This is a genomic window from Flagellimonas ochracea (genome assembly GCF_009903685.1).
Taxonomy (GTDB): domain Bacteria; phylum Bacteroidota; class Bacteroidia; order Flavobacteriales; family Flavobacteriaceae; genus Flagellimonas; species Flagellimonas ochracea.
In genome coordinates this window covers 861,632-886,696 of record NZ_JAAABI010000001.1, presented here as the reverse complement: position 1 = coordinate 886,696, position 25,065 = coordinate 861,632, and the positions used below count along the sequence as shown (strand labels likewise).

23 protein-coding genes are annotated in these 25,065 nt (G+C 37.4%); all 23 read right to left on the bottom strand.

The features are described from left to right. Positions 1-20: 20 nt before the first annotated feature. The gene (locus tag GTQ34_RS04165; RefSeq protein WP_166522490.1) at positions 21-1,046 is read right to left on the bottom strand and encodes a serine hydrolase domain-containing protein; all 1,026 of its coding nucleotides are present in this window, start codon (positions 1,044-1,046) and stop codon (positions 21-23) included. Positions 1,047-1,448: 402 nt separating this feature from the next. Next, positions 1,449-2,090, bottom strand: a complete 642-nt coding sequence (locus GTQ34_RS04160; protein WP_166522489.1) for an SCO family protein — start codon at positions 2,088-2,090, stop codon at positions 1,449-1,451. Position 2,091: 1 nt separating this feature from the next. Beyond that, entirely contained in the window at positions 2,092-3,789 is a 1,698-nt protein-coding gene (locus GTQ34_RS04155; protein ID WP_166522488.1) for a hypothetical protein, read from the bottom strand. Between the two features lie 101 nt (positions 3,790-3,890). Further along, a complete protein-coding gene (locus tag GTQ34_RS04150) occupies positions 3,891-4,466 on the bottom strand; it encodes a hypothetical protein (protein ID WP_166522487.1) in 576 nt (191 codons plus the stop codon). After that, positions 4,417-4,890, bottom strand: coding sequence for a nuclear transport factor 2 family protein (locus GTQ34_RS04145; RefSeq protein ID WP_166522486.1), 474 nt, complete (start codon positions 4,888-4,890; stop codon positions 4,417-4,419). Before GTQ34_RS04145 ends, GTQ34_RS04150 begins: the two co-directional genes overlap by 50 nt. 150 nt (positions 4,891-5,040) lie before the next feature. After that, complete coding sequence (locus GTQ34_RS04140) at positions 5,041-6,372, bottom strand: serine hydrolase domain-containing protein (protein ID WP_166522485.1); 1,332 nt, start codon at positions 6,370-6,372, stop codon at positions 5,041-5,043. A 154-nt stretch (positions 6,373-6,526) separates the two neighbouring features. After that, complete coding sequence (locus GTQ34_RS04135; RefSeq protein WP_166522484.1) at positions 6,527-7,969, bottom strand: amidase; 1,443 nt, start codon at positions 7,967-7,969, stop codon at positions 6,527-6,529. 404 nt (positions 7,970-8,373) lie between these two features. Next, positions 8,374-9,168 carry a subclass B1 metallo-beta-lactamase gene (gene bla / locus GTQ34_RS04130; protein ID WP_166522483.1) on the bottom strand — a complete coding sequence of 265 codons (795 nt, stop codon included), beginning with the start codon at positions 9,166-9,168 and terminating at the stop codon, positions 8,374-8,376. A 304-nt stretch (positions 9,169-9,472) separates the two neighbouring features. Next, positions 9,473-9,874: a DUF7670 domain-containing protein gene (locus GTQ34_RS17085; RefSeq protein WP_470299676.1), complete on the bottom strand. Its 402-nt coding sequence runs from the start codon at positions 9,872-9,874 to the stop codon at positions 9,473-9,475. A gap of 594 nt (positions 9,875-10,468) precedes the next feature. Beyond that, positions 10,469-11,503 carry a bestrophin family protein gene (locus tag GTQ34_RS04125; protein WP_166522482.1) on the bottom strand — a complete coding sequence of 345 codons (1,035 nt, stop codon included), beginning with the start codon at positions 11,501-11,503 and terminating at the stop codon, positions 10,469-10,471. 77 nt (positions 11,504-11,580) lie between these two features. Then, positions 11,581-12,402, bottom strand: coding sequence for an SDR family oxidoreductase (locus tag GTQ34_RS04120; RefSeq protein ID WP_166522481.1), 822 nt, complete (start codon positions 12,400-12,402; stop codon positions 11,581-11,583). Between the two features lie 17 nt (positions 12,403-12,419). After that, the gene (locus GTQ34_RS04115) at positions 12,420-13,874 is read right to left on the bottom strand and encodes an aldehyde dehydrogenase family protein (RefSeq protein ID WP_208103819.1); all 1,455 of its coding nucleotides are present in this window, start codon (positions 13,872-13,874) and stop codon (positions 12,420-12,422) included. A 237-nt stretch (positions 13,875-14,111) separates the two neighbouring features. Then, complete coding sequence (locus tag GTQ34_RS04110; protein WP_166522479.1) at positions 14,112-15,014, bottom strand: helix-turn-helix domain-containing protein; 903 nt, start codon at positions 15,012-15,014, stop codon at positions 14,112-14,114. Positions 15,015-15,433: 419 nt separating this feature from the next. Then, positions 15,434-16,804 (bottom strand): serine hydrolase domain-containing protein, encoded by a 1,371-nt coding sequence (locus GTQ34_RS04105; protein ID WP_166522478.1) that lies wholly within the window; start codon positions 16,802-16,804, stop codon positions 15,434-15,436. A gap of 269 nt (positions 16,805-17,073) precedes the next feature. Beyond that, positions 17,074-18,081 carry an NADPH-dependent aldehyde reductase Ahr gene (ahr, locus tag GTQ34_RS04100; RefSeq protein WP_166522477.1) on the bottom strand — a complete coding sequence of 336 codons (1,008 nt, stop codon included), beginning with the start codon at positions 18,079-18,081 and terminating at the stop codon, positions 17,074-17,076. A gap of 458 nt (positions 18,082-18,539) precedes the next feature. Then, a complete protein-coding gene (locus GTQ34_RS04095) occupies positions 18,540-19,112 on the bottom strand; it encodes a cupin domain-containing protein (RefSeq protein WP_166522476.1) in 573 nt (190 codons plus the stop codon). Between the two features lie 62 nt (positions 19,113-19,174). Next, positions 19,175-20,137: a prenyltransferase/squalene oxidase repeat-containing protein gene (locus GTQ34_RS04090; RefSeq protein WP_166522475.1), complete on the bottom strand. Its 963-nt coding sequence runs from the start codon at positions 20,135-20,137 to the stop codon at positions 19,175-19,177. Positions 20,138-20,287: 150 nt separating this feature from the next. Next, positions 20,288-20,896 (bottom strand): alpha-ketoglutarate-dependent dioxygenase AlkB family protein, encoded by a 609-nt coding sequence (locus GTQ34_RS04085; RefSeq protein WP_166522474.1) that lies wholly within the window; start codon positions 20,894-20,896, stop codon positions 20,288-20,290. After that, the gene (locus GTQ34_RS04080; RefSeq protein WP_166522473.1) at positions 20,868-21,128 is read right to left on the bottom strand and encodes an Ada metal-binding domain-containing protein; all 261 of its coding nucleotides are present in this window, start codon (positions 21,126-21,128) and stop codon (positions 20,868-20,870) included. Before GTQ34_RS04080 ends, GTQ34_RS04085 begins: the two co-directional genes overlap by 29 nt. Positions 21,129-21,130: 2 nt before the next feature. Beyond that, positions 21,131-21,844, bottom strand: a complete 714-nt coding sequence (locus tag GTQ34_RS04075) for a 2OG-Fe(II) oxygenase (RefSeq protein WP_208103818.1) — start codon at positions 21,842-21,844, stop codon at positions 21,131-21,133. Between the two features lie 2 nt (positions 21,845-21,846). Continuing rightward, positions 21,847-22,569, bottom strand: a complete 723-nt coding sequence (locus tag GTQ34_RS04070) for an alpha/beta fold hydrolase (protein ID WP_166522472.1) — start codon at positions 22,567-22,569, stop codon at positions 21,847-21,849. Positions 22,570-22,651: 82 nt separating this feature from the next. Beyond that, positions 22,652-23,491, bottom strand: a complete 840-nt coding sequence (locus tag GTQ34_RS04065) for a bifunctional helix-turn-helix domain-containing protein/methylated-DNA--[protein]-cysteine S-methyltransferase (protein ID WP_166522471.1) — start codon at positions 23,489-23,491, stop codon at positions 22,652-22,654. A gap of 541 nt (positions 23,492-24,032) precedes the next feature. Continuing rightward, entirely contained in the window at positions 24,033-24,941 is a 909-nt protein-coding gene (locus GTQ34_RS04060; protein WP_313790403.1) for a serine hydrolase domain-containing protein, read from the bottom strand. Positions 24,942-25,065 lie beyond the last annotated feature (124 nt).

Genomic DNA, 25,065 nt, shown 5'->3' with positions numbered 1-25,065 from the left:
ACTATGGTTTATATACAATGTTAGCTACCGTATTTTTCTATAAGTTTTGGTAGTTTGGTATTTAGGAATTTCATCTGTTGTTCAATTCCATTTGGTGTATCGTGGTTGTGGGTTGTGACAATAATTAGTTCTTTATCAGGAATCATAATTATGAATTGCCCCCCATAACCCATTCCGTAATCAATTTTATTTCTCTTAAATTCAGATTGATACCAACAAAATCCGTGTTTGGAGTTTTTTAAACCCCATTCCGTTGAAGATTTTTCATTTTCATCGAACATTTTTTGTATCCATTCTTTAGAAACTAATTGTAGACCATTCCAGTCTCCATTTTTTTCTAATAATTGGCCTATCTTCATCAAATCAATTGGTTTCATTTTGAGACCAAGACCACTTCCATCATAATATCCTTTATTTCTTTTTTGCCAATTTGTAGAATAAATATTTAGGTCATCAAATAAAAACTCATTTGCAAATTCCAATGTTGATTTTCCGGACACTCTACTTATGATAACGGATAATAAATGAGTAGCTCCAGAATTATAGTTATATTTTTCACCAGGATTATTCTCCAAATCCTTTTTCAAAACAAAAGAAATTGGGTCTTCATTATTCAACCATTCTTCGTGTTCTAAATAACCTTTCCAAGAAAGTCCCGAAGTTTGATTCAAAAGATGTTTAATCGTAATGGTGTTCTTTTTCGTATCGGTCAAATTTTTAAATTCATTCGGGAAATACTTTACAATAGGCTCATCCACATCTTTTATGTACTCCTTGTCAATTGCTATTCCAATAAGGATACTCATAAGCCCTTTGGTTAAAGATTGTACATCGCAAAGACTATCTATTGTTTTTCCATTATAATATTCCTGAAATACAATTTCTCCATTTTTAGAAATCAGGGTAGAAAAGATAAAATCATCTGTTGGTATCACCTTTTCAGACGCCGCAGTTTCTATTGACTTTTCTTTTTTGACTTCTTTACAGGATGATACAATAAAAATTATTGTGATAAGTAAAAATGGGAAGGTTCTTTTCGTTCTCATTTAGTGTTTGTTTGTATGGTAGCTAACTGCCCCACAGCTATAGTGGCCATTAGACGCTGATTCGGTATAGCCTTTGTTAGGTAAAGTACCGAGTCAACGCTTATGAGAGCCTGTTTTTGGGAACTAAATATATGGTTATTCTTGATATGTGGTTATTCTTGGCGAATTTGCGGTCGTACTGTGGGAACGCTAGGAAAAATGGTTCAAGGGTAAAAATCAAGAGGTGATCTGGCTTGAACGACCGCAGGTATTTTTCCTGACGGTGTGGGTGTGAGTAGTAGCTCTATCTGACAGTTGATTGTAGTTAATGCTATTTTTTTTTGGCTTTGATTTTGGATGTATTGGGAGTCGAGGCTATTGCTTACACCCGCTATTGTACCCAGTAGGAATTCTATTAACCAGTTAGTTTGTCAAAATTTCAAGATCATTCACTAGTCGTTCTATTTCATTATCGTTGGTCCCATTATAAATTCCACGTATTTGTCTTTTCTTATCCACAAGTACAAAGTTGGGAGTATGAATAAAATCTTGTAGTCCACCATCGCCTTGCTCTACAACAGCAAAATAACTTTTTCTAGCCAATTCATAAATATGTTTTTTATCTCCAGTGGTAATATTCCATTTCGAATCTACTACACCTTTTTCTATGGCATACTTTTTTAAGACAGGGATACTATCAATATTAGGTGTTACCGACAATGATAAAAACATAACCTCATCATTCTTCAAAAATTTTTTTTGAAGTTTTGCCATATTGTTAGTCATTATTGGGCAAATAGTTGGGCAACTTGTAAAAAAGAAATCAACTACATAAACTTTATCCTTATAATGATTTTGGGTTATTCTTTCTCCGTTTTGATTTATCAATTCAAAATCCGCAACTGTGTGGTTTTTACTTTTGTTTTGCAAACTTATATGAACCAATTCTGGATTAAAATCAGATGGATTATAAACAGGTAGTTTTTTGTTAGAAGATTGATTGCAAGACACAGCAAAAGAAATAATCAGCAATAGAATGATAAAATATGCTTTACTCACATTCATATTATATGGTATTCTTTTCAAGAAATTCTTCGGCCTCTTTTAGTTCTAGTCTGTCACTATTCGAATTTTCGGTTAATTTCATTAGTTTCTCAAAATACAAAACGGCTTTTTCTTCATTGCCGGTCCGTTTGGCTGCTACTGCAGCACCATAGAGGCCATTGAACCTATTGGGATGGCCTTCAAGATTTACTTCATAAGCAGCTAACGCCTCCCCGGGTTTATCTAAGAGTAATAGCATATCGCCTAACAGTTCATCCGCAGGTAAGACTTCACCGGGTGTAACGGGGTGCTTTGATGTTTTACTCTCCAGTTCGGAAGCGAGTTTCATTACCATTAGAGCTTCCTCATTATCACCCTTTGCCAATGCGGTCCAGGCTTCGATTATCTTTATTTCGATTTGTACTTGCCCTGCTTTATATATGGATTCAGCATTGTTCACGTCTAAAAGTTGTTGATGGAAAGTTTTGATTATTTCGAGCTCTTTTTCAGCAGCGGGGATATGTCCGGAACGAACAGAGCCATATGCTTTGGCAAAATGTAAGATGGATCTTTCCCAGGGAAAATTATCCCATTCGAATTCCAAAGTGGGTAATTCTAGGTTTGCAGCCTCCTTCCAATTTCTATTCTCAAGTGCTATACGCGCTGGTATGGCATTTGCAGTATAGGCTACGGCAAAATGATTTGACGGAAAAGATTTTTTAATCGATTTCATATAAGCGTTTTGTTCAGCCACCTTTTTGCTATCTCCCAATTGTAAATAGGCATAAACAAGGTAATCCATGGCGTGTATTTCTTGGGACCAATGCCCTTCGGCAGAAACGCTTTCTGAATAGCAAATGGCCGAAGATGACGAATTCAAATTGGTGTGTACCGATTCTTCCCAGAGCCCAAGGCGCGTAAAAATATGGGATGGCATATGTTGCGCATGAGCAGATGACGGAGCAATTTCAGCATATCTTCGGGCTGTGGTGAGGCCCAGCGATGCAATTTCAGGATAATCGTAGGTGTGTATGATGTAATGAGCTATCCCGGGATGGTTGGGATATTCTACGAATAGCTTTTCTAGTATGGCTCCGGATTTCCGCTGATTTTTATAGGTTTTATCATTCGGATCGGCAGAAGATGTTAATGATAAGGCATATAGTACGGCAGCTTCAATATCGTCCTCATTATTCAAATAAACCTGTTCCATTTTCTTTTCATACAAGAGCTCTCTGCTTCTATGGTCAAGGGTTTCCCAATCCTTATAAAACACCCCGATAGCGTCCAAATAATCCTTCGCACGGTCGGATTTCGGTAAAGTTTCGGCAATTTCAAGAAGCTTTGAGCCTTTTTCCAATTCCTTCGGACCGGGAGGAGCCCAAAGTTCGTGATAGATGCTCATTGCCACACCCCAATATGCCATGGCACACTCCGGATCGGCATCAATGACCTTAACAAAGGCTTTTTCCGCTTCGGCATATTCAAAAGAGTGCAATAAAGAAATAGCTAGGTCAAAAGCCTTTCTGGTATCGTAATTGCATTCCATAGAAAAACTCACATCTCCAAATTGCGGATTGCCACACAACAAAATATCGCCACGAAGTAAATCAATGGATGCGAGTGCAGGATTTGGTTTTGGCTGGTTGTTCTTGCAAGCTAAGAATGAAAAAAGGAGGATTGTAATGGCGAAAATCAGTACTAGGTTAGAATGTCTCATTCTGTGAAGGTACTGATTATATTCTGAGGGTTTTGGGTATTGTGTACAACGTATAGTGTAAAATGTGTTTAGTGCATTTTTACAGCTTTTTAGGGGCTTTTTTACTTTTTTATTTCAAAAATGATTTTACTTTGCCCCATAGCTTGTGTCGCATTGTAAGCAACCAAATAATCTTTATGTTCTCGATAACTGTTGAGCAAAGCATCAATTTTCTCATCCTTAAATGTGGGTAACAGATAAAGTTTATGTATGATTTCGGACCAATGTTTAAGTTTTGGCATCTCTGTCAGTATTACATTTATCATTTCCTCATCTTTTGATATTTGAAAAATGGAATGAGCAATTGAAACTTTCATTCCTTTCTTACTTTTTTGAAGCAAATTGTACAGTTTTGGAAGTGCCTTTTGAGATTTTATATGGCCAAGCCCATGAATTGGCCAATCATCTTTTAAGCTCAGCTTTTCAATTAGCTCTTTTTCCGCAACTTCAAGTTCTTCATTTGATAGGTTGTCCAAAAGGTCAAGAGGCACACCATTTTTTCGCTGTCCCCAAGAGTTAGCATTCAGATATTCATCTCTAAATATTTTTAGATTATCTGACATTGATTCTATTTTGTTGGCAATTGTTTTATTCAAGAATTGAAGAGGCAACTTCTCGATGAAGTTTCCATTCACCATCGACTTTTTTTAGGATTGCCAAGAAAGAGTTCCTAAGTTCGACTTGCTTCCCTTCTTTGTTGGTGTAGTATGTCCTGCTGGAACCCCAATCATATGCCATGGAGTCATTCATTATATAGGTTTCAGTTGGAGTCATTATTATACTGTCATAAGGAAAGGTACCGCGTTCCTTTCCATGTGCAAACATTTCATCAAAACCTGATCCCCCTGCTCGTATTGTTTTTACATTTGGAGTCACCAATTCACTGATATCCTCATATTTTCCCTCCTTTAATGCCAATGTGAATTTGGACCGCAATTCTTCAATTCCTTCAAGTTCTTTTTCAATATCAAATTTTGGGATTGACACCTGTTTTTTATTAGTCTTTTCACCACCACATGATACAAGGAAAATAAAAGTTAATGCTAAAAGTAAATTTTTCATTTCTATGATATTTGATGATTGTCAACGCTTTTGGCTATGAGTAGTTACGTGGTTTAACGGTTAATTTAGCAAATACAGACCAAACTGAAAACCCGCGAGGATTTTCAGAAGTAGGCGAGAACAAGCAATTACTTATAGCCATTGTTGTGTTTAGTCATTTATTTTTTTTGCTGGATATGCATTTTCACCCATTATCCAATTCAACGTTCTAAAAGATTCTTTGTCCGGATTTTTAAACTCCAGTAAGACCCAACTCTGAATATAGAAAAACTTATTTTCATCGATAGGAATCAAAATATCATATGTTTTCCTTCCTGGTGCTAAATAGCCTAAATTATTGTCTATGACTTTTACTTTCCCTACCGGACCAAATCCAAAATCATAAGTTCCTTCATATCTAATAAGTTTTGTTGAGTCAACATTAATTTTTTGGGATAAATAATTTATCGGTAGTTTGTATTCTTTATTTGTATATATCTGATATATATCTTGGGAGATTGGTAATGCAATATTCGAATAGTGATTCCCAAGAATTATGATTGTCAAATCTTCTTCCATCCTATGAGTAATTTGGTGACAAAAACCCTGTACGCGTCCATTAGCAGTAAAAACATTTTTTCCGTCTATGATTCCAAAATTTGGTAATTCCGCTAAAGTGGATCCAATTAGCTTTCCTTTAATAAGGCTTTGGACAAATTTGTTTAAATCATCTGCGGTTGAATACAATGAACCTCCACCAATTTTTATACTCATATTTACATACTCGGCATTGATAAGTCCTCCAGTTTCATTAAACATATATCCTCGTGCACGATTCTTCAAAATTTTAGCATCATTGTCTGCCCCCGTATTCTTTAAGCCAATCTTGTTGTAGATATGTACTCCTAGAAATTCGTCATATGGAAGACCACTGATTTTTTCGATAATAGCGACTAGTAAAACATAACCAGAATTACTATAGCTATAGCGTTCTCCAGGTTCAAAATCAAGAGGTTTATGTTTGAACAGTTCAATGATTTCTTCTAAATCATAAGCTAATTTATTCAGTTCATTATAATTTGGGAAACTATTCAAGTGTGGTATACCAGAGCGATGGGTCAATAATTGTCTAATACTAATTTCATGTCCTCTCGGGTAGTCAGGAATAAATTGAGACAGTGGGTCATTGAGTGAAATTTTGCCAGTTTCAACTAAATGAAGAACCGCAACTTCAGTGAAAACTTTGGATATTGAGGCAATTCTAAATTTGGTTTCAGAGGAATTCTTAATCTCCCATTCTTTGTCGGCATAACCATAACCTTTCTGAAAAATTGGCTTGCCATTTTGGTAAATATTGATTAGCCCACTCCAGGCATTCATGTCAAGATAAGGCCTGATATAACTATCAATTTTAGTTTCTAGTTCTTTCAACTCCTGCGCGAACAAATTATGGGATAAAAATCCAATAAAAAATATGATAATCGTTTGCTTGAGTAATTTCATTAGCTTTTTACAATTAAAAACAACGGTGTTGCATATGAAAACCAGCGGGTTTGAGTATTCGGCCTTTTCAGATAGTTTTATTGCTTATTAAAAGTAGGAATTTCAATTCGTTTAACGATCAGCCGTTATTTTTTATATGCGTTGTTGGCAATAGTTAGATTCCATTGGGTTTTACAAATCCTTTAATGAATTCGGAGATCAATTTTGTAAAATGTAACATATCTGGTTCGCTCCAATAGGGTCCTACTAACTGAATTCCTAAGGGCAATCCTTCTTTCCCTAATCCCAGCGGAATGTTCATGGCCGGGTGACCACTTCCATTAAAACAGGCATTAAAGGGCCAAACATAATTAATGTAAGTAACGGCTTTGTCGTTATAATGGATTGGAGTACCGATCTTGCACCTTTTATAGGCTGGTCCGAAACCAATCGGACAAACCAGAAAGTCGAAGTCATTGAAGTGCGTCTCCCATTCTTCGATGATTTGGGCCCTTCGCCCTTTTAGTTCTGAATAATCAGTAAAAGTATCCACGAACTTCCAAAAATCTGTTTTCATTCCTTTCAGAAATCCCCTTCTCAGTGACCGCATCATCAAGGGTCTTACGAACCAGGGTACATCCTGAAGGATCATTTGAAAGGAAAGCCGACTGAATATGTCCAATGTACGTTGATGTAAATCATTTCGGAGCGGTGAATGCATCGTTTCTACCCCTTTCCCGTTTAGGAGGGAAACGAAATTTCTAATAGTGTCCTTAGTTTGTTGACTGGTCTTATATCCAGGCCAGCTATCTACCCAGCCAACTTTGTAATCCTTCAGCATTTTCTTTTCTGGCTTGCTCCAAGCAATCGGTGGAATCGATCTGTTGCTTTTGTCTGGTCCCTGTAATATGGTCCACAAGAGTTCCAGGTCTTTGAGTGTTCTCGCCATTGGGCCGGGGACAGCCATTTCAAAAAGGTATCCTCTTGCATTTTTTGGTTTGGGTGAAAGCCCATGCCCCGGAATGGTATTTTCAGTGGGCTTTAGGCCATAAGTGCCACAAAAATTTGAAGGTATCCGAATGGATCCCCCCATATCGCCACCGAGTTCAATAGGAACCATCCCCGAGGCTAATGCAGCCGATGCTCCCCCTGAACTTCCACCCGGAGAAAATTCATGGTTGTACGGATTCTTACCATCCTGATAGATATCACCACTGACCTGATAGTCCAGAAGATCTTTAGCAACATTGGTTTTTCCAATAATTATGGCGCCAGCATCTTTCAATCTTTTCACGACTAAAGCGTCTTCCGGAGCTTCCCAGTCCTTAAAACGGTTGCTGTTCAGGGTGCTCTTGGTACCTTTTACCCAAAACTGTTCTTTTACCGTCATCGGAACACCATGTAAGGGACCCCTAAATTTACCTGCCTCAGCCTCTCTATCACAAGCCTCCGCTTCTTTTACCGCCTGCTCCTCTAACAGCACTACGATGGCACCGATTCTTGGGTTATGTTCATGAATATGTTCAAGATGTGCTCGTAAAATAGCCGATGAAGTGGCCTCCTTATTTCGAATCAGACTTGCCAGTTCAGAAGCAGATTTAAATAAATAGTCATTCATTTATTCTTAATTATTGTCAACGGCCCCACAGCTATGGCGAGTAGCGTAGCAAGCTCAGCTTGCGTTAGCTATGGAAGCCATTAGACGCTGATTCGCCATGGCCCTTGTTAGGCAAAGTACCGAACGAGCGGTTGTGAGGGCCTTTTCTTGGGTATTAAATATAAGGTTATTCTTGGCGAATTTGCAGTCGAGCCGTGGGGTAGTTAGGAAAAATAGTTCAAGGAGGGAAGATCACGAAGTGACCTGGCTTGAACGACCGCAGGTATTTTTACTAACGGTCTCGTCTAAGAAATGTAGGGCTTTCGAAGCGATTACTTGTCCACAGAAACAAAAATTTGCCAAATGAACGAACCTTTCTAAAAGCCTTTTTGTCCTATGTTTTCTTAGCCATTGTTAGCAGCTCCCTATTTTAATTCAAACAATTCAATTGTATAATCAAATAATTCCGTTCTTCCTGATTCACCGTGTCCTGGAATTACAATTTCTATATTTGGATATTTAAATTTGATTTTGCGAACAGTTTCAGACCATTTGTCCGTGTTGGCATCTCCCAAATAACCCTTACTTGCTCCAACTTTTTTAATCAAACATCCACCAAAGATGGCATTGTCTTCTGGAAAATATCCTATGATATTATCTTTAGTATGTCCTTCTCCAAAGTATTCTGCATAAACCTTTTTGTTACCAATGTTTAAAGTTTGACTATTATCAAATTCTTTAATTGGTTTAGAGAAATTTTGACCATTATTTTTTAGTAGTTCTATAGTTTGACTAGTAGCGTATGTTTGAATATTGTGTTTCTCAAATTCCTCTATTCCACCAACACAATCTTCGTGAAAATGAGTTGGAATAATAGCTATTATTTCGCTTTTAAGTTTATTAGTAACGAAATCTATTAATTCTAATGAACTTTTGTTGTCCGTTGGCGTGTCAAAAATAATTCCTTTATTTTCATTTATAACTAACATTCCATTACAGCTTACTTTTCCATAATCGTCCGTATTTAGATATGAAATATGTTCATAGGTATGATTTGATAGTTTTTTAATAATCAAATTTTCGGTTTGATAGATTGTCAAGTTATCAACTGAATGTGTTTTCGTGTTTTCGGTATTAGTTTTTTGTTTTGATGATGATTCTTTGCACGAAATAAAGGTTAATCCTGAAAGAAGAAAGAGTGTTAATAACAGTTTTGTCATAAATTTTGTTTTCCTATTTAGGGCCTGTTTTTGGGTATTAAATATAGGGTTATTCTTGGCGAATCTGCAGCCGTGCTGTGGGGCTTTTAGGAAAAATAGTTCAAGGGGGAAAGATCACGAAGGGATTTGGCTTGAACGACCGTAGGTATTTTTCCTAATGATTTTGTGTATGGGGTGAGTTGCGTGTTTAAGCAATTAATTTAGCAAACAAATCACAGATGGAAAATTCCAGTGGAATTTTCGTAAGTCGGCAGTGACCAAGCAATTGATCATACACGTTGTTATGGGCTGGTTTGATATTTACTTATTGGTTTTTTGTTGAAGATGAAAAATTCTTTTTCTTTATTCTATGACTCACAATGAAAAGAATTCCTACAATGACAAACGGGATTGTAGTAATAAGAATGATCATAAGACTCATCCATACAGATTGGTTCATATTATAATTATGCGTGAAGATAAATGGACTAAATCCAAGCCCAATTAAAATAAATAGTATACCACCAATAAATTCCCGTTTCCATGCAATGATCAGAAAAATGATTAAAACAAAAGATGGAATGAGATGCATAAGAAAATCAGCAATCTGTTGCCAGATTGTTTTTTCATGATTAAAAGCATCGAGCGCGAACATACTGATAAACAGGATAGCTAGTATACATATAACCCTTGGCAACCAGTGGATTAGTTTAATACTTATTTTCATCTTAATAATTTTAATTACTTAATTCAAGTTTTGAGCAAACTTCTTTTTTGTGATAAGTCCTAATTTTTACTTTTTATCGTTCTTTCGCTTGCTATATTCCTAAAACTTGCCCATAAAGGCCCCACGGCTATGGCGAGTAGCGTTGCTAGCTCAACTTGCATTGGCTATAGTAGCCATTAGACGCTGATTCGGCATGGCCTTGGTTGGGTAAAGTACCTAACCAGCGGTTGTGAGGGCCTGTTCTTGGGTATTAAATATAAGGTTATTCTTGGCGAATCTGCAGTCGTACTGTGGGACCTTTAGGAAAAATAGTTCAAGGAGGGAAGATCACGAAGTGATCTGGCTTGAAGCCACAGGTATTTTTCCTAACGGTCAAATATAAAAGCAGTAGCGGATTAAAACGTACCAACTTTTCGGAAAGCAATATACTTTATTAGATACGAAAACGCTTCGAAATTACTCTCAAACCGCTATTGCTTTTATACAATGTTGTACGCAGGCTTTTTTAATTCTGATTACCTCTAGAGTTGATGAGAAAGCTCTTTGCAACCACAGGAACGAGGATTGCAATGTGCTTTGATAGTGGGGACGAATTTACATCAACACCCCATTTTTTGCTTCTACATTTGGAGGCAAATCTGATTCTCCAAGCATTTCTCTAAGGTCTATTTCGATTACTCTACACAGGGACATCATAGGAATATCATTTGCCATACCTTGAAATGGATTTTCTGTGTAATCGCCTACTACCTCCATCATAACATACACCCAACCTATCAATGCAGTAATTGGAATAGAAAGCCATATGCCCCAATCGCCCAACTTCATCAACTCTGGTATCATACTAAAGGGTAAAAGCAAAATGAATATTCCCACAAAATACCGACTCATATTGGCATATTGACGTGGTAATGGGAACTTTTTAATTCGCTCATTCTTGCCTTGCAGTTCGTAAAAACTCCTAAGGATATTGCCCATTTCCATATGACGAAAGTCGTCTATAAAGTCTTGCGCTCTTAGCTTGACTAAATCTCTTGATTGCTCAATAATTATTTGAGTTGCCGTGTTGACATTGGAAATTAGCCTGTCGTGTTCTTCCGTGGGTAAAAATAATTTGAGCTCCGTTCTTGTGATTTCATCGCCCAACAGCCCTACACCGAATTTTTGCTGATACATTTTCGCAGTTCTTGCTGTATGTCCACCTTGACTGATATGCTCCCAAAGTGTGGCAACCAAAAGTTGACTTCTATGGGCATAAAGCCAAGCGATATGCCTGTATATCAATCGTTTTTTAAGTTGTTGGATTTCCGATTCACTAGCCTTCTTTTCTTTGAAAAGGTTGGTTACGTATCCATCCACCATCATTCCCCAAGTACGACTGTCATTGACTATTCCGCCCCAAATTTTGCGAGCCTCCCACATTCTATCGTAAGCCTGATTATTTTTAAAACCTACATAAAATGCCACTGCTGTACCAATGACAGAAACAGGTAGCCAGGGAATGTTCAGTGAAATAATTTCGAAGTAATATAAAGAAGCAATGGTAGCCATTAAAGACAACAACCATAAGACATGGTGTCCAGTCCAAGTGACCAAGCTGCTAAAATTTATGCCTTTGGTTACAATCATAATTGTTTTAAGTAATCTCCTTTAAAATATACTTAACAGTTTTGGCTATGAACAATACGCTTAATGTTGATTCTTAACTAAAGTCCCATTTGTTGCTTCATCAAGGCCATATATGCTGTGTCATCCATTTGTTTTCTCGCTGAGATAAGCTGTTCAGCGTCTGGACCCACGATATACCTCAATTGGTTTTTACTATCGGTAGCGGCTTCAAATATTTTTTCAGCTACAATTATAGGTTCAGAACTATTACTTCCTGACTGTTGCATACCTTTCATGGCCTTTTGAAGAAATTCTCCATACTCTGTCATGCTTTGGTCTATGTTCAAGCCCTGTATTAACGTATCTTCAAAATTGGTGTTAATCATACCTGGCTCAATCATTTTCACTTTAATACCAACGGCTTCCAATTCAAAAGACAAAGCTTCTGATAACCCTTCAACTGCAAACTTAGAACCGTGATAAAGCGTACCTAACGGTAAAGTTATCTTACCACCCATTGAAGAAATATTGATGATTGTTCCTTCTCCTGCTTTACGCATATGTGGAATGACATTCTTAGAAACCAACAAAGTCCCGATTACATTGACATCAAACTGCATTCGGATTGCCTTTTCGGGAGTAGCTTCTAAAATACCGTAAGAACCATAACCAGCATTGTTTAGCAATACATCAATTTTTCCAAATCGCTCAACCGTTTTTGTTACAGCATCTTTAATAGTATCTTTTTTGGTAACATCCAATGCTACGACAAATACATTCTCCAATGCGTTTAATTCAGTGTCTTGATCAGGGTTTGAACGGACAGTAGCAGCTACGTTCCATCCTTTTTCCTGAAAGTATTTTGCAGTTATACGACCTATTCCGGTGCTGCATCCTGTGATTAATATTGTCTTATTCATTTTATTGTGATTTTAAATTAAAAGTCTTTTCCCTTTAGGTTATCAATTGTCATTTGTCCTGCCAACTTCAAAAAATGTCCCCAGCTTTGGTCGGTATTGAAATAAGACACATTTTCAACCAAATGCTCTACCCGCTTTCTATTCGTGAATTCAAAACTGGTGGCATTAAAATCATTGATCAGGACAGATTTTTTGACATTTTCGAAGTTCAACGGATTTCCAAAATTTCCCACACCAGAGATAAAATCAGCAGTTGTCTCTCCACAGCCTCCCCAGGTTAAATAGCCATTTAGCCAGATATTCGGTGGAATATCATTAACAGCAATACCTCCATAATTGAGCTCTCGTATTGCCTGATGAACTCTTGCCTCGTTAGCCTTAAGCGTTTTGTTGTCCACTAATATCATGCAGCCCAAGGAACCAAGTAATTTGTTGTTGCAAAAGTCAGTTGCCTTGGTTAAGAAATCACCGGTATCTTCGGAAGTGTCTAAAGGAATCTCACCGAATATTTGACAGAATGCCTCGTTCTTGATGGCAAAATCATCTTCGGAAAGGTTAGGAATAAGCACACAGTCGCTTTTGTTGTACTTCCCATTTTCGGGCTTCAAGATTTCAGCCGAAGGTTGATGCTGAAGAAATGCTTCACTGGTTTGTTCCACGCCTGGGTAATACGAACAGCAGGCAAATGTTTCTTCGGTAATTGCTTTGCGCAGTTCATTGAGGAATTGTTCTCTTTGACCCCAATTTTTTGAAGTAATAATGGTTTGAGGTCTCCCGCAGATGGCGCCTCCATTCAGTTTACCCGCTGAAACTATTTGAATAGCCTGCCTTTCTATGTCTTTTTCTGACCATTTACCGGGTACAATGATGCAAGGATTGTTACCACCACATTCGGCAACCAAAGGAGCTTTTGCTACATTTTGAATGGCGTGTGCCACTTCTGTAGAACCGGTGAAATAGATGGAATGAAGGCCATCAAGCTGAGACAGTGCCCTGCCCTGGTCAGCATCACAAAAAGCAAGGGCTCTACACTCAATTAGCGGTGCGAAGACTTTTTCCCAAATCACATCAGTTGCTTCATTCAATTGATGGGGTTTATGCACAACGGCCTTATTTTCTAAAAAAAGTGCCATTGCCATTTCAATGGAAGAACTGTAATTTCCAGCACCAGAGATGGCTATTACTCCAGCAGGTTTATCCAGAGGGTTTATTTGAGTGGGCTTTCCCTCAATATGTAGGTATCCCTTTTGTTTTCCTGCTGCCAACTTGTCTTTTGAATGTATTGGAAACACATGGGCTTCAAATAGATTATTATCGATTTCCTTTATAGAATTGGGCTGAGGCATTTTCCCTTTTAGGAGACTCTCATACAGTTTAGTGATTCCCATGAGCGTAGTGGCCATGGGCATTACCGTACCACCCATTCCTTCTGCTTTACTTACTGCATTTTGACCTATCAGGTCGTTTTTCATCCTGGCGTCCGTTTCCCCAAGTGAATTTGCATGCGTTTTTAAGTTTTGTTGAATTTGCTTCAGTAAGGATAATCTCGCGCTAACTGATGTTTTTGCCCAATGCTTTGGGTCTAATTGGTTATAAGCTTCTTGTGCTGTCATTGTATTGAGATTAAATTTTAATTACAATACAAAGTTGGAGCGATTGACCAGTTTGAACTTGCACTAGTTGCAGGAAGGATAACACAAAGTGCAGAGTCAATTCAGATTGCGGTATTCAATTGGTGTCTGTCCGGTTTTAGACTTGAATAATCGGGTAAAATAATGAGGATAGTTAAAGCCCAATTCATAGGCTATTTCACTAACCGAATGATCAGATGACAACAATCTGTTTTTTGCCAGCTCAATGACATAATCATTGATATGACCTTTGGGTGTTCTACCGGTTTCTTTCTTAACAAGGTCACTAAAATAATGAGGAGACAAATGCGAGATATTGGCAAAGTACTTTACATCAGGTAAGCCTAGTTCCAAGTTTTTTTGTGAGTTAAAATAGCTTTTGAGTTCCCTTTCAAATACGGCTATAACATCTCTGCTCTGACTGACACGGGTATTAAATTGCCTTTCGTAGTACCTGAGGCTATAATTTAGAAGTAGTTCGATATTGGAAACAATCACACGCTGGCTGTGATTATCAATGCGCTGCTGGTACTCGTTTTTTATTTGATCAACAGTCGCATTCATGGTTCTTTCTTCGTATTCCGATAAATGCAGTGCTTCAATCACATCATAATTGAAAAACGAGTAGTCGTCAATTTGACTACTTAAGTGTGAGTTGCGTATCAAATCTGGGTGAAAAAAAAGCATCCAGCCCTTTATTTCTCCGGGTTTGAAAGGCTTGGTAAAGGTGTACACCTGACCAGGAGCAGTAAAGATCATAACCCCTTCATCAAAGTCAAAAGAATTTCTGCCATACTCCATGCCGCAGCTTTTGTCCTTCAGTGACACCATATAGAAGTCATAAATTACTTTTGCGTTTACTTGTTCCTCTGTTACTTGGGTTTTAGATACATCTACTAATGAAATAAGCGGATGCTGGGGCTTTGGCAACCCTAGCAAACTATGCAAATGACTTATTGAACCTATTTTATATACAGACATTCCTTGTCATGTTAATTATTTTTCAAATTCGTTTCAAATGTCTATTACTTGATTTTAATACGCTTACACAAAACGCTGATTTGGCAACACAGAAAAGGGAATTTCTTTTGTTAGGTAAAGTGGTACCTAACCAGCGGTTGTGAGGGCCTGTTCTTGGGTATTAAATATAAGGTTATTCTTGGCGAATCTGCAGTCGTACTGTGGGACCTTTAGGAAAAATAGTTCAAGGAGGGAAAATCACGAAGTGATCTGGCTTGAAGGACCACAGGTATTTTTCCTAACGGTTTGGTATATGGCATGTTGCCATATTAGTAGTTTTATTTTATTCAGTCGTAACTGAGGTTTATTAGTAGGGGGGAGTTTAAAGTTGGCCAAATTTTGGCAATATGGTATATACGTTGTTGTAGGTAGTTTTTCGATTATTGACTTTTGATTCCTTCCAAAATAATTTTGCCCTGACTTTTTAATTCAAATTTCAGCCCTTCTTCAACATCCACAAACTCAAAAAAAACTTCAAAGTCAGTTGGGAAAAATTCCGTATCAGATTTTGGATAAATTTCTACTCCTGGAACACCTTCCCCCACTATTTTTAAGGCATTGTCTCTTTGGATAAAGGACAATACTGTATTTTGATTCGTTTGGTAAGCTCCTGAATACTTTTGTAATAAGTCATGATTAATTGTTATCATCTCTGGTATTTCACCACCCCAATATAATTTTTGGATTATTTTATCTCCAAACTTAATTGCTTTTTTAACAATGGCGTTGCAGAGAATCCGACCATTATCACCATTGGTGAACACAATAATTCCACTTTTAGAATTAGGTAAAAGAATAATTGTTGTTGCTACACCCATATCACCGCCATCGTGATTCAGAGCATAATTATTATTGGGCAAACCACTCACTATCGTCCATCCCAAACCTTGCTTTACGTTATCATGGATTTTAATTTGGGGTTTAACCATCTCTAAAAAGAGTGATTTGTTTATTAGGGTCGTATCCATAACACTAATTCCAAATTTGGCTAAATCTTCCACTGTAACTAATAAGTCGTCAGCTGCACTAGCTTCAGGCGTGCTATAGTCATCAACGTCATGTTCATTTCCATTACCGTCATACCATTTGGCAAATCTCAATGTATCTTTTTCAGGAATCCACTTTAAAGTAGCACTGTTCATATCCAACGGTTTGAAAACTAATGAATCTGCCAGTTCTCCAAAATCTTTATTGAACTTATTCTCTAAAGCTATCTTCAAGTATTCCATTCCTTCTCCTGAATATTGATATTTGTCTCCAGGTTCAAAATCAAATTCCAGTCTACCGGAATCATTCATTCTTCTCCAGTTATTAAAGCCTGTTGTATGAGTCAGCGAATGTCTTGTAGTTATTCTTCTATGCAAAGAATCATTTATTATGTCTGGGTCAATCCAATAGTTAAAAAGTGGCTCATCCAATTTCCAATTTCCGTCATCTATCAATTTCAAAACAGTCATTGTTGTAATCACCTTTGCTATCGATGCTACATTGAAAACTGTATTTTCCGTTGCTTTTTTTCCAAGCTGATGCTCCCCATAGACCTTTATAAATCTGATTTTTCCATCCTCAATTAACCCAACGCCAACGGCTGGCACATTTTGCTCGGATTGTAGTTTTGGAATTTCCTGATTTAGAATTTCTTCAACATCCGTTAAAAATATTTCACTATTTCTTTTTTCCTGTGTTGGCTGATTCTCCTGGCAACATAAAACTATCAAGCTTGATAGGGTTAGTAAAACTAATTTTTTCATTTATTGTAAGATGTAGTTGACACCATAGAGATGACCTATATCTTAAATTGTTACACAAAAAGAAATTTTAATTGAACTTATCACCTAGAAAGGTATTCCAAATTACCTGTAACGGTCTCGGCTATGAGTAGTAGCGGGGGTCAGTACTTAACCTTGCAAGTACACACCAAACTGAAAATCCGCGAGACACGAGCGAAGCGAACTGGCGCCAGCAATTTTTCAGAAGTAGGCGAGAACAAGCAATTACTTATAGCCATTGTTGTGAGTAGTTACTTATTTTTCAATACTATCCTAAATCGAGCTTTACCATTTTCTAGGTGTTCAATTGCTTCATTTACCTTTGCCATTGGAAATTCCTCAACATCCGGATAAATATTGTGTCTTACACAAAAGTCAAGCATGGTTTTAGTTAGTGCAGGACTACCTATCGGACTTCCTCCTACAGATTTTTCTCCCATAATCAAACTGAATGCAGGAATTTCCATGGGCTCCAATACAGCTCCTACGGTATGAAATTTTCCTTTAGGTGCTAATGCGGTCAAATAAGAATTCCAATCTAGAGAGACATTAGTGGTATTTAATATAAAATCAAGTTTTCCATTTATACTTTCTAATTCTTCAGTAGATGTTGAATCTATCACCTGACTTGCACCCATATTTAAAATGGACTTCTTTTTAGCTGGATTTGAGCTAAAAGCAATTACTTCACATCCCCAGTGTTTTAAAAATTTAACGGCCATATGTCCTAACCCTCCAATTCCAATGACACCAACTTTATCCGTTGGTTTTACACCAGCTAGTATTATAGGATTGAAAACGGTAATCCCTCCACATAATAAAGGTCCCGCTTTACTCATATCAATACCTTCTGGAAGAGGAATGGCCCATGACCAATGTCCACGAACCTTGTCTGCAAATCCGCCATTTCTGCCTACAATAGTAGCCTCGCTCTGTGGGCAAAGGTGGTGCTCACCATCCATACACTGCTCACAACTCATGCAGGATGCTGACATCCAGCCCAATCCCACTTTGTCGCCAACACTTACATTTTTAACAGCATTACCGATAGCTATTACTTCACCAATTATTTCATGACCAGGTACAATAGGATATTGAGTCATTCCCCAATCATTATTTATCATACTCAAATCAGAATGGCATATGCCACAATAGGAAACTTTAATATCAACTTCTTCAGAACCAATTTCTCCTAAGTCATATGAGTAGGGTATTAGTTTTGCTTTTTGCTCAGTGGCGGCATATCCGTTTACTTTCATAATATATTATTTTCTAGGTTATATTTTTTAATTACTTATAAAGGCCCCAAGGCTATGGCGAGTAGGGTTGCAAGCTCAGCTTGCATTGGCTATAGTAGCCATTAAGCGCTGATTCGCCATAGTCCTTGTTGGGTAAAGTACCGGACTAGCGGATGTGAGGGCCTGTTTTTGCGTATTAAATATAAGGTTATTCTTGGCGAATCTGCAGTCGTACTGCGGGGCCTTTAGGAAAAATAGTTCAAGGAGGGAAGAACACGAAGTGATCTGGCTTGAAGGACCACAGGTATTTTTCCTAAAGGTCTCGCTATGAGTAGTAGCGGGGGTCAGCACTTAACCTTGCAAGTACACACCAAACTGAAAATCCACGAGACACGAGCGAAACGAACTGGCGCCAGCAATTTTTCAGAAGTAGGCGAGAACAAGCAATTACTTATAGCCATTGTTGGCAACTGTATTTTTTATACAAATCTCAAATTATATTTCCCACAAATTTCACTCACTTTTTCCATGTCAGGTGGTCCAGCAGGTAATTCCGCTAATTCCGCAAACATACCCTCTAACCCAGCAGGGAAAATACTCAACATAGCTCGAGCATTTTCTTCTCCGACAACTTTCCATGAATGCGGAACTCCTTTAGGGCAGAAAATCAAGTCACCTGCTTGTAAAGTGGTGGTATTATTACCAACGCTCATTTCTACTTGACCAGACAATACTTGAAAAACCTCATCCTCATTTTCATGAACGTGTGGTGGAATTCCAATTCCTGGTTGATTGTTCTGCTCAATTAAGGTGTACTGTCCATTAGTGTCTTCACCTGTCAACTTGATGTTTTGATTGTCTCCCAAAACGTTCAATCTATTCCCCTCATTCTTTGTGACAATTTTGGGCTTTTGTAAATTCTTAACTTCTGATTTTGAAGACTCAATATCAGTCTCCTTTTCTGATTCAGTTTTGCAAGCATTAATCATAGGTATTATCGACAATGTTCCAATGCCGATTGCTGACACTTTTAAGAAATCTTTACGTTCCATAATATCGATTTTTATTTGGTTAGTCTATATTGTTGCCAAAGACCCCACGGCAATGGCGTGTTTTAATGCGCTATAGCTTTTGTTGGCTGTAGTTTTTTATTTTTTTCAAAATGTTTCAATACCCGCATAGCTCTCAAAGTATTCCATCTACTGGGTTTACCGGCCTTTTCCATTATAAAGTGTACTTCTCCCGGATGAGCCGCTTGCATATTCCAAGTTCCATTTTTATTCCGTTTTTTAAGAATCATTGCAAACGCTTCATCCATTCTACTATCCCATTTTCTTTCAGCTTTCTGGAAATAGTCCAGTGCTCTTAGAATATCATACTTCCATCTGCTTGGATAAGCTAATTTCAAAAAGTCCTTATGGATGATTTTACCTGTTCGGTCTGAAAGGAACAGTCTATGGATCAGTATGAATTCTTCCGCACTTTTAATGGCTGTGGAGATGTCATCTTTTCTGTAACCAAAACCTACTTTTTGAAATTCAAACAATCCTTCAAGAACGGATATCGTTGAATGCAACGAACTGTGAATTGCCCCACTTCTTGTTGTTCTGCAATTAAATCCACCATCCGGCATTATTTCATTGAGGAGACTGTCAACAATCGACTGCAATCTCTTTTCAGATGTTTTGAAATAAGATGCGTAGTTTAAAAACATTCCATTTACACAAATATCACTATGGTGCGATGTTGATGGTCCTAGTTGAATTCCACCATCTTCAGCTTTCGAAGTATTCAATACTTGCTCTATGGATTCTTTTATAAGTTTGTTGTTCGGATCCGAATTTAAGTTGCGAAGGTCTAGAAGCGTATAGTGCGTTGAAATCCATTTCGGCTGATAAAACCGATCACCCCAATGTCCATTTCGTTTTCTTTCGGATAAAAATCGTTTTCCCCAACCTTTATCTAAAATGCTGTCTTGTAAATCTTTTCGATCAATTCCCAACAAATCACGGTAAACTTGGTATTGTATTGACACATCACCTTTAAGCAACCATTCTATGATTTGTTCCTCGTCCATTTCTAAATTACAGCCAACGGTCTCGGCTATGAGCAGTAGCGGAATTTATCCACTTTCATTTCGATTTACAAAATACTTAAATTAAATGAAAAATGGTTTGAGTGTTAACTCGAACCGCTATTACTTATCACATTGTTGGCTACAGCTCTTTTATTCTTCAATCGTTCTAAAAGTCAGATTTATTCTCGGTGTTGTTACTTTTTTTGTGGGTGGCAGTCTATGTAACCAATGCGTTTGCGTGGTGTCTTTCATTACTAAAAGGCTTCCGTGTTGTAAGAATATTTCAACTTTTCCTTTGGATTGTTTGTGTTTAAAGGCAAATTTTCTTTCTGCACCAAAACTCAATGAGGCTATTGTTCCCTCTTTTTTTAGATCAGTTTCACCGTCGCTGTGCCAAGCCATTCCTTCACTGCCGTTGTGGTATAAATTGAGTAAACAAGAATTAAAAGTTTCGCCTGTTTCTTGTTCTGCCAATTGTTTCAATTCCAACAGTTCTTTTGTCCAAGGTAAAGCGTATTTTGAAGTGTTGGAATAGGTGTATTCAAAAGGTTTATCGCCATACCAAGCCACTTTACGCTTAGTAATAATCTTCTTTCCGAAAATAATGGCTTCGTCATTTCGCCATTCGATAATTTCTAAAAGTTTTTTGAGATAAAAATCAGCTTGTTTTCTACCCAAAATTTGCCCATAATAATTGACAGTTCCATCTTGTGGCAACCAATTTTTTGTTTTATCTAGGATTGGGTTGAATAAGTCCATTTTTCCAATTTTTATATTCCGTTTTCATACAATGTCCGCAAGGTCGAAAACCGCTTTCCATGGCTTTTTTTTCGGACGAAAAGAAAACTCTGTTTTCTCGTTTCATTCGTTTGCCTGATTTGCAAGTTAACAGACCGTAGATTTTTAGTTTTTTGTTTCCGCCAAAACGGATTTCTTGTCGCTTGATTTTGCTTCGTAAATTGCTGTCCGTTAATTCGTAATGTTGTACCATAATTAACTTACTGCATCGTGAAAAATGATTCCCAAAGTGTGTCGGTTGCCCGATTTTACTTCACTTACTCCGTGTTTCATATTTACTCTGTAATATCCTTTAGTTCCTTTTTCGGGTTTGAAGTTGGTTGTAAAAATCAGTAGATCGCCTTTTTTTGGTTTCAGCACAATTGCTTTTGATTGTGCTCTCGGAATTTGCTGTGTCAATACAAACTCACCACCTGTAAAATCTTTTTCGGGTTCGTTCAAAAATAGAACGGTCTGTATCGGAAAATAAACATCGCCATACAAATCCTGATGTAAAGTATTGAATCCGCCTTTGCCATATTTCAATATCAGAACGGTTGCTTTTTGCTGTCCGTTCTGGTGGCATTGTCGCAATAATTCTGTGTGTTCCAATGGAAATTGTTTATCTATATTCAACGCCTTGAACCATGCATTTGCAATGGATGCGAGGTGCGGATAAATATTTGTTCTAATTTGCTGAATAACGTTGGGCAAAGGATAATCAAAATACTTGTATTCACCCGAACCAAAACGGTAGCGTTCCATTACTACCGTTTTCCTGTAAGTGTTTGGGTTATTGTAATTGGCTTTCAGCATTTCGCATTGTTCGTCTAACAACAGATTTGGAATAGCAGCATATCCGTTTCGGTGCATTTTTTCTGTTATTAGATGCCAATTGGCTTCATTTATTTTATCAATTAAGGTTTTCATTGTTAACTATGGGCTATTTCTAGAAAAACATCGCACAACTCTTTGGGGTGGCTAAAAAATGGTGAATGGCTTGTCTGTATTTTGTAGACCTTAAGACATGGTGTTTCGTTGTACATTTTTTGTTGGATGAATGGGGTTACGGCACGGTCATCCGTACATTCGATATAGTATTTCGGAACGCTTCCATAGTTTTCTTCTGTTAATTCCAATTTCGCCATACCAGATTCAATTGGCTCGTGACTCAAAATTACCTTTGCCATTTCTGTAATGTCATCATCGCAATCATGATATAAACCTTCCTTATAAATTTCGGGTTGCAACGTATGCGATTTGGTATCGGGGTATCTTGTTACATAAGGCTTAAGCACTCCATCTATGTCTTGGGAAGAATATTCTACCTGTGTTTTACCGTTAGGAATCAAATAAGCAGCCAGATAAATTAGTTTCTCGATTTTTTCAGGGCGGTATTCGGCAACTTGTGAAATCATAATCCCGTTTTTACTATGTCCTACCAGAATTACTTTTTCCTCAATACTGTCAATAAGTTTACAAAGTTTCTCAACTGTAGATTTTAGAGTAATATTTTTGATGGGCGTTTTATCACGACCCATTCCAGGCAAATCAATGGCATAAACTTTATGACCTTGATTTTCTAATATTGGTACTACTTTGTGCCAGTTCCAGGCACTGTGCCAAGAACCATGGATTAGAATGAATGTTTTCATGAATAAGAAATTATGATATTGAGTTGCAAAGATTGGTTTTGTAATCGCCTGAAAAAATCCGAAACTTGCGGTATTTAAGAAACTATTGGTTTTTGGCAGCCTCCCAGCCGATAATGGCCGTTTTTCGGGTATTTCCCCACATATAACTACCAAAACTTCCTGTGGATTGGATAACTCTGTGGCAAGGAATTAAATAAGCTACGGGATTGTTTCCAATGGCAGTTCCCACAGCTCTGGAAGCATTCGGATTACCTATTTGTTCTGCTAATTTCCCATAAGTAGAAAGTCCTCCTATCGGTATTTTCAACAGACTTTCCCAAACTTTTAGTTGAAAATCCGTTCCTTTTAAATGCAGTTTGATCTCATTGAGTTTACTCCAATTATTTTGAAAAATGAACAAGGCATTTTGTTGCATTAAATCCAATTTTCGTTGGAATTTGGCATTGGGAAATTTTGCTTTTAAATTTTGAAATGCAGTTTCTTCATTGTCTTCAAAAGCCATATAGCAAATGCCCTTTGATGTGGAAGCGACAATCAAGTTCCCAAAAGGACTTTCGGCAAAACTGTAGTTGATTTTCAGATTTTTACCGCCATTTTTATATTCGGCAGGTGTCATTCCCTCAATGTTCACGAACAAATCGTGCAGTCGGCTCGTACTGGAAAGTCCTGTTTCAAAAGCGGTGTCGAACAAGGTTGCCTGTTCTTCTTTTAGAATTTTTTTGGCGTATTCCACACTTATAAATTGAAGGAATTTTTTCGGGCTTGTTCCAGCCCATTCTGTAAACATCCTTTGAAAATGAGTAGGACTGACATGAACTTTTTCCGCTACTTCATCCAAATTGGGTTGCGATTTGAAGTTTGTTTTGATGTATTCAATTGCTTCGGCAATTCGGTTGTAATTGATTTGATTTTGTGTTTCCATTCTTTTGAATTTTATAATGCGAATGTCCGAATGGTTTTGCGTCTATAAAATCCGAAACTTGCTATGTTTTACGAAAGTGTTTTTTGTAACTGTTTTTTTGAGTTGTAGCTAAAGGCCCCACGGCTGATGCTTCCGACGAAAATAACAACGTTATCGAGGGGAAAGCACAAAAGCGTTGCAAGAGCTCAGTTTGCATTGGTTATTGTGGCCATTGGACGCTGATTCACCATAGCCTTGGTTAGGTAAATTACTGGACCAGCGGTTGTGAGGGCCTGTTTTTGGGTATTAAATATAAGGCTATTCTTGGCATATCTGCCGTCGTACTGTGGGGCCTTTAGGAAAAATAGTTCAAGGGGGGAAGATCACGAAGTGTTCTGGCTTGAACGACCGCAGGTATTTTTCCTAACGGTCTCGTGTATGAGTAGTAGCGGATTTCTACTCACAAACTTTTCGGTTTTGCACTAACCTTTGTTTTATGTTTATATTTTGGTTTTGTCACTTAAACCGCTATTACTTATACACATTGTTACCCTTTGTTTTTTTAATTTTTGATTGATGGCAGAATTATATCTTTCATAATAGCAAACGCTAATTTATCTTCTTGAGAATTATATGCGCCTCCTGTAAACACTGCAACCACGTCCATCTCGGGAATTATTATTATGTATTGGCCGCCATTTCCAGTTGCTGTTTTTGAAATTATTTTTTTTTCATTCATTGTAAAGGGAATATTCCACCACAGATAACAATAATCAATACCAGTAATTTTCGTTTTTGGTGTTGTAGACTCTTCAATCCATTTTTTCGATACAATTTGTTCTCCATTCCATTCTCCTTTCTTCAAAATCAGTTGTCCTATTTTGGCCATATCCCTAGAAGTCATATACAATCTTTTTCCTGATGCAATGACTTCTTTGTCGGATGTGTGTCCCCATTTTACATTGTCAATTCCCAAAGATTTGAACAAGTATTCATCAGCAAATTCCATTATTGACATTCCTGATGATTGACTGATAATTTCAGTCATAAGAATCACACCCATTGAACAGTATCGTGACTCTTTCCCAGGTGTATTTACCATTGGTAGGTCAAGTGTATATTGCAACCAATCTTTTTTCTTGTAGACTCTGTCTTCTTGACCTTTTGATTTTTTATCCCAATCATTACAATCTAGTCCGCTGGACATAGTCAAAAGGTGTTTAATTGTAATTTTTTCCTTTCTAACATCCAAGTTTTTTTTAGGGATGGGATTTTTGAGGTATTTATTTATAGGGTCATTTATATTGTCAATAAATCCTTTGTCTATAGCTATTCCTAACAAGATTGAACGAATACTTTTCGATGTCGAACGTAGGTCGTGCGGTTCATTTGCATTATGATCCTTGAAATATTCTTCGAGAATCAATTGATTGTTTTTAACCAGTAATACGCTATGCAATTTATGTTGCACACCTTGGATTCGGTTGAAAAATTTCTAAATCAAGGTCGAATCTATACCCTGTGATTTTATGTGGTTCGTTTTCCAGCCATCTTTAAGCTTTTTCGGTTGGGAATATGTATACAGATTTTGCCCA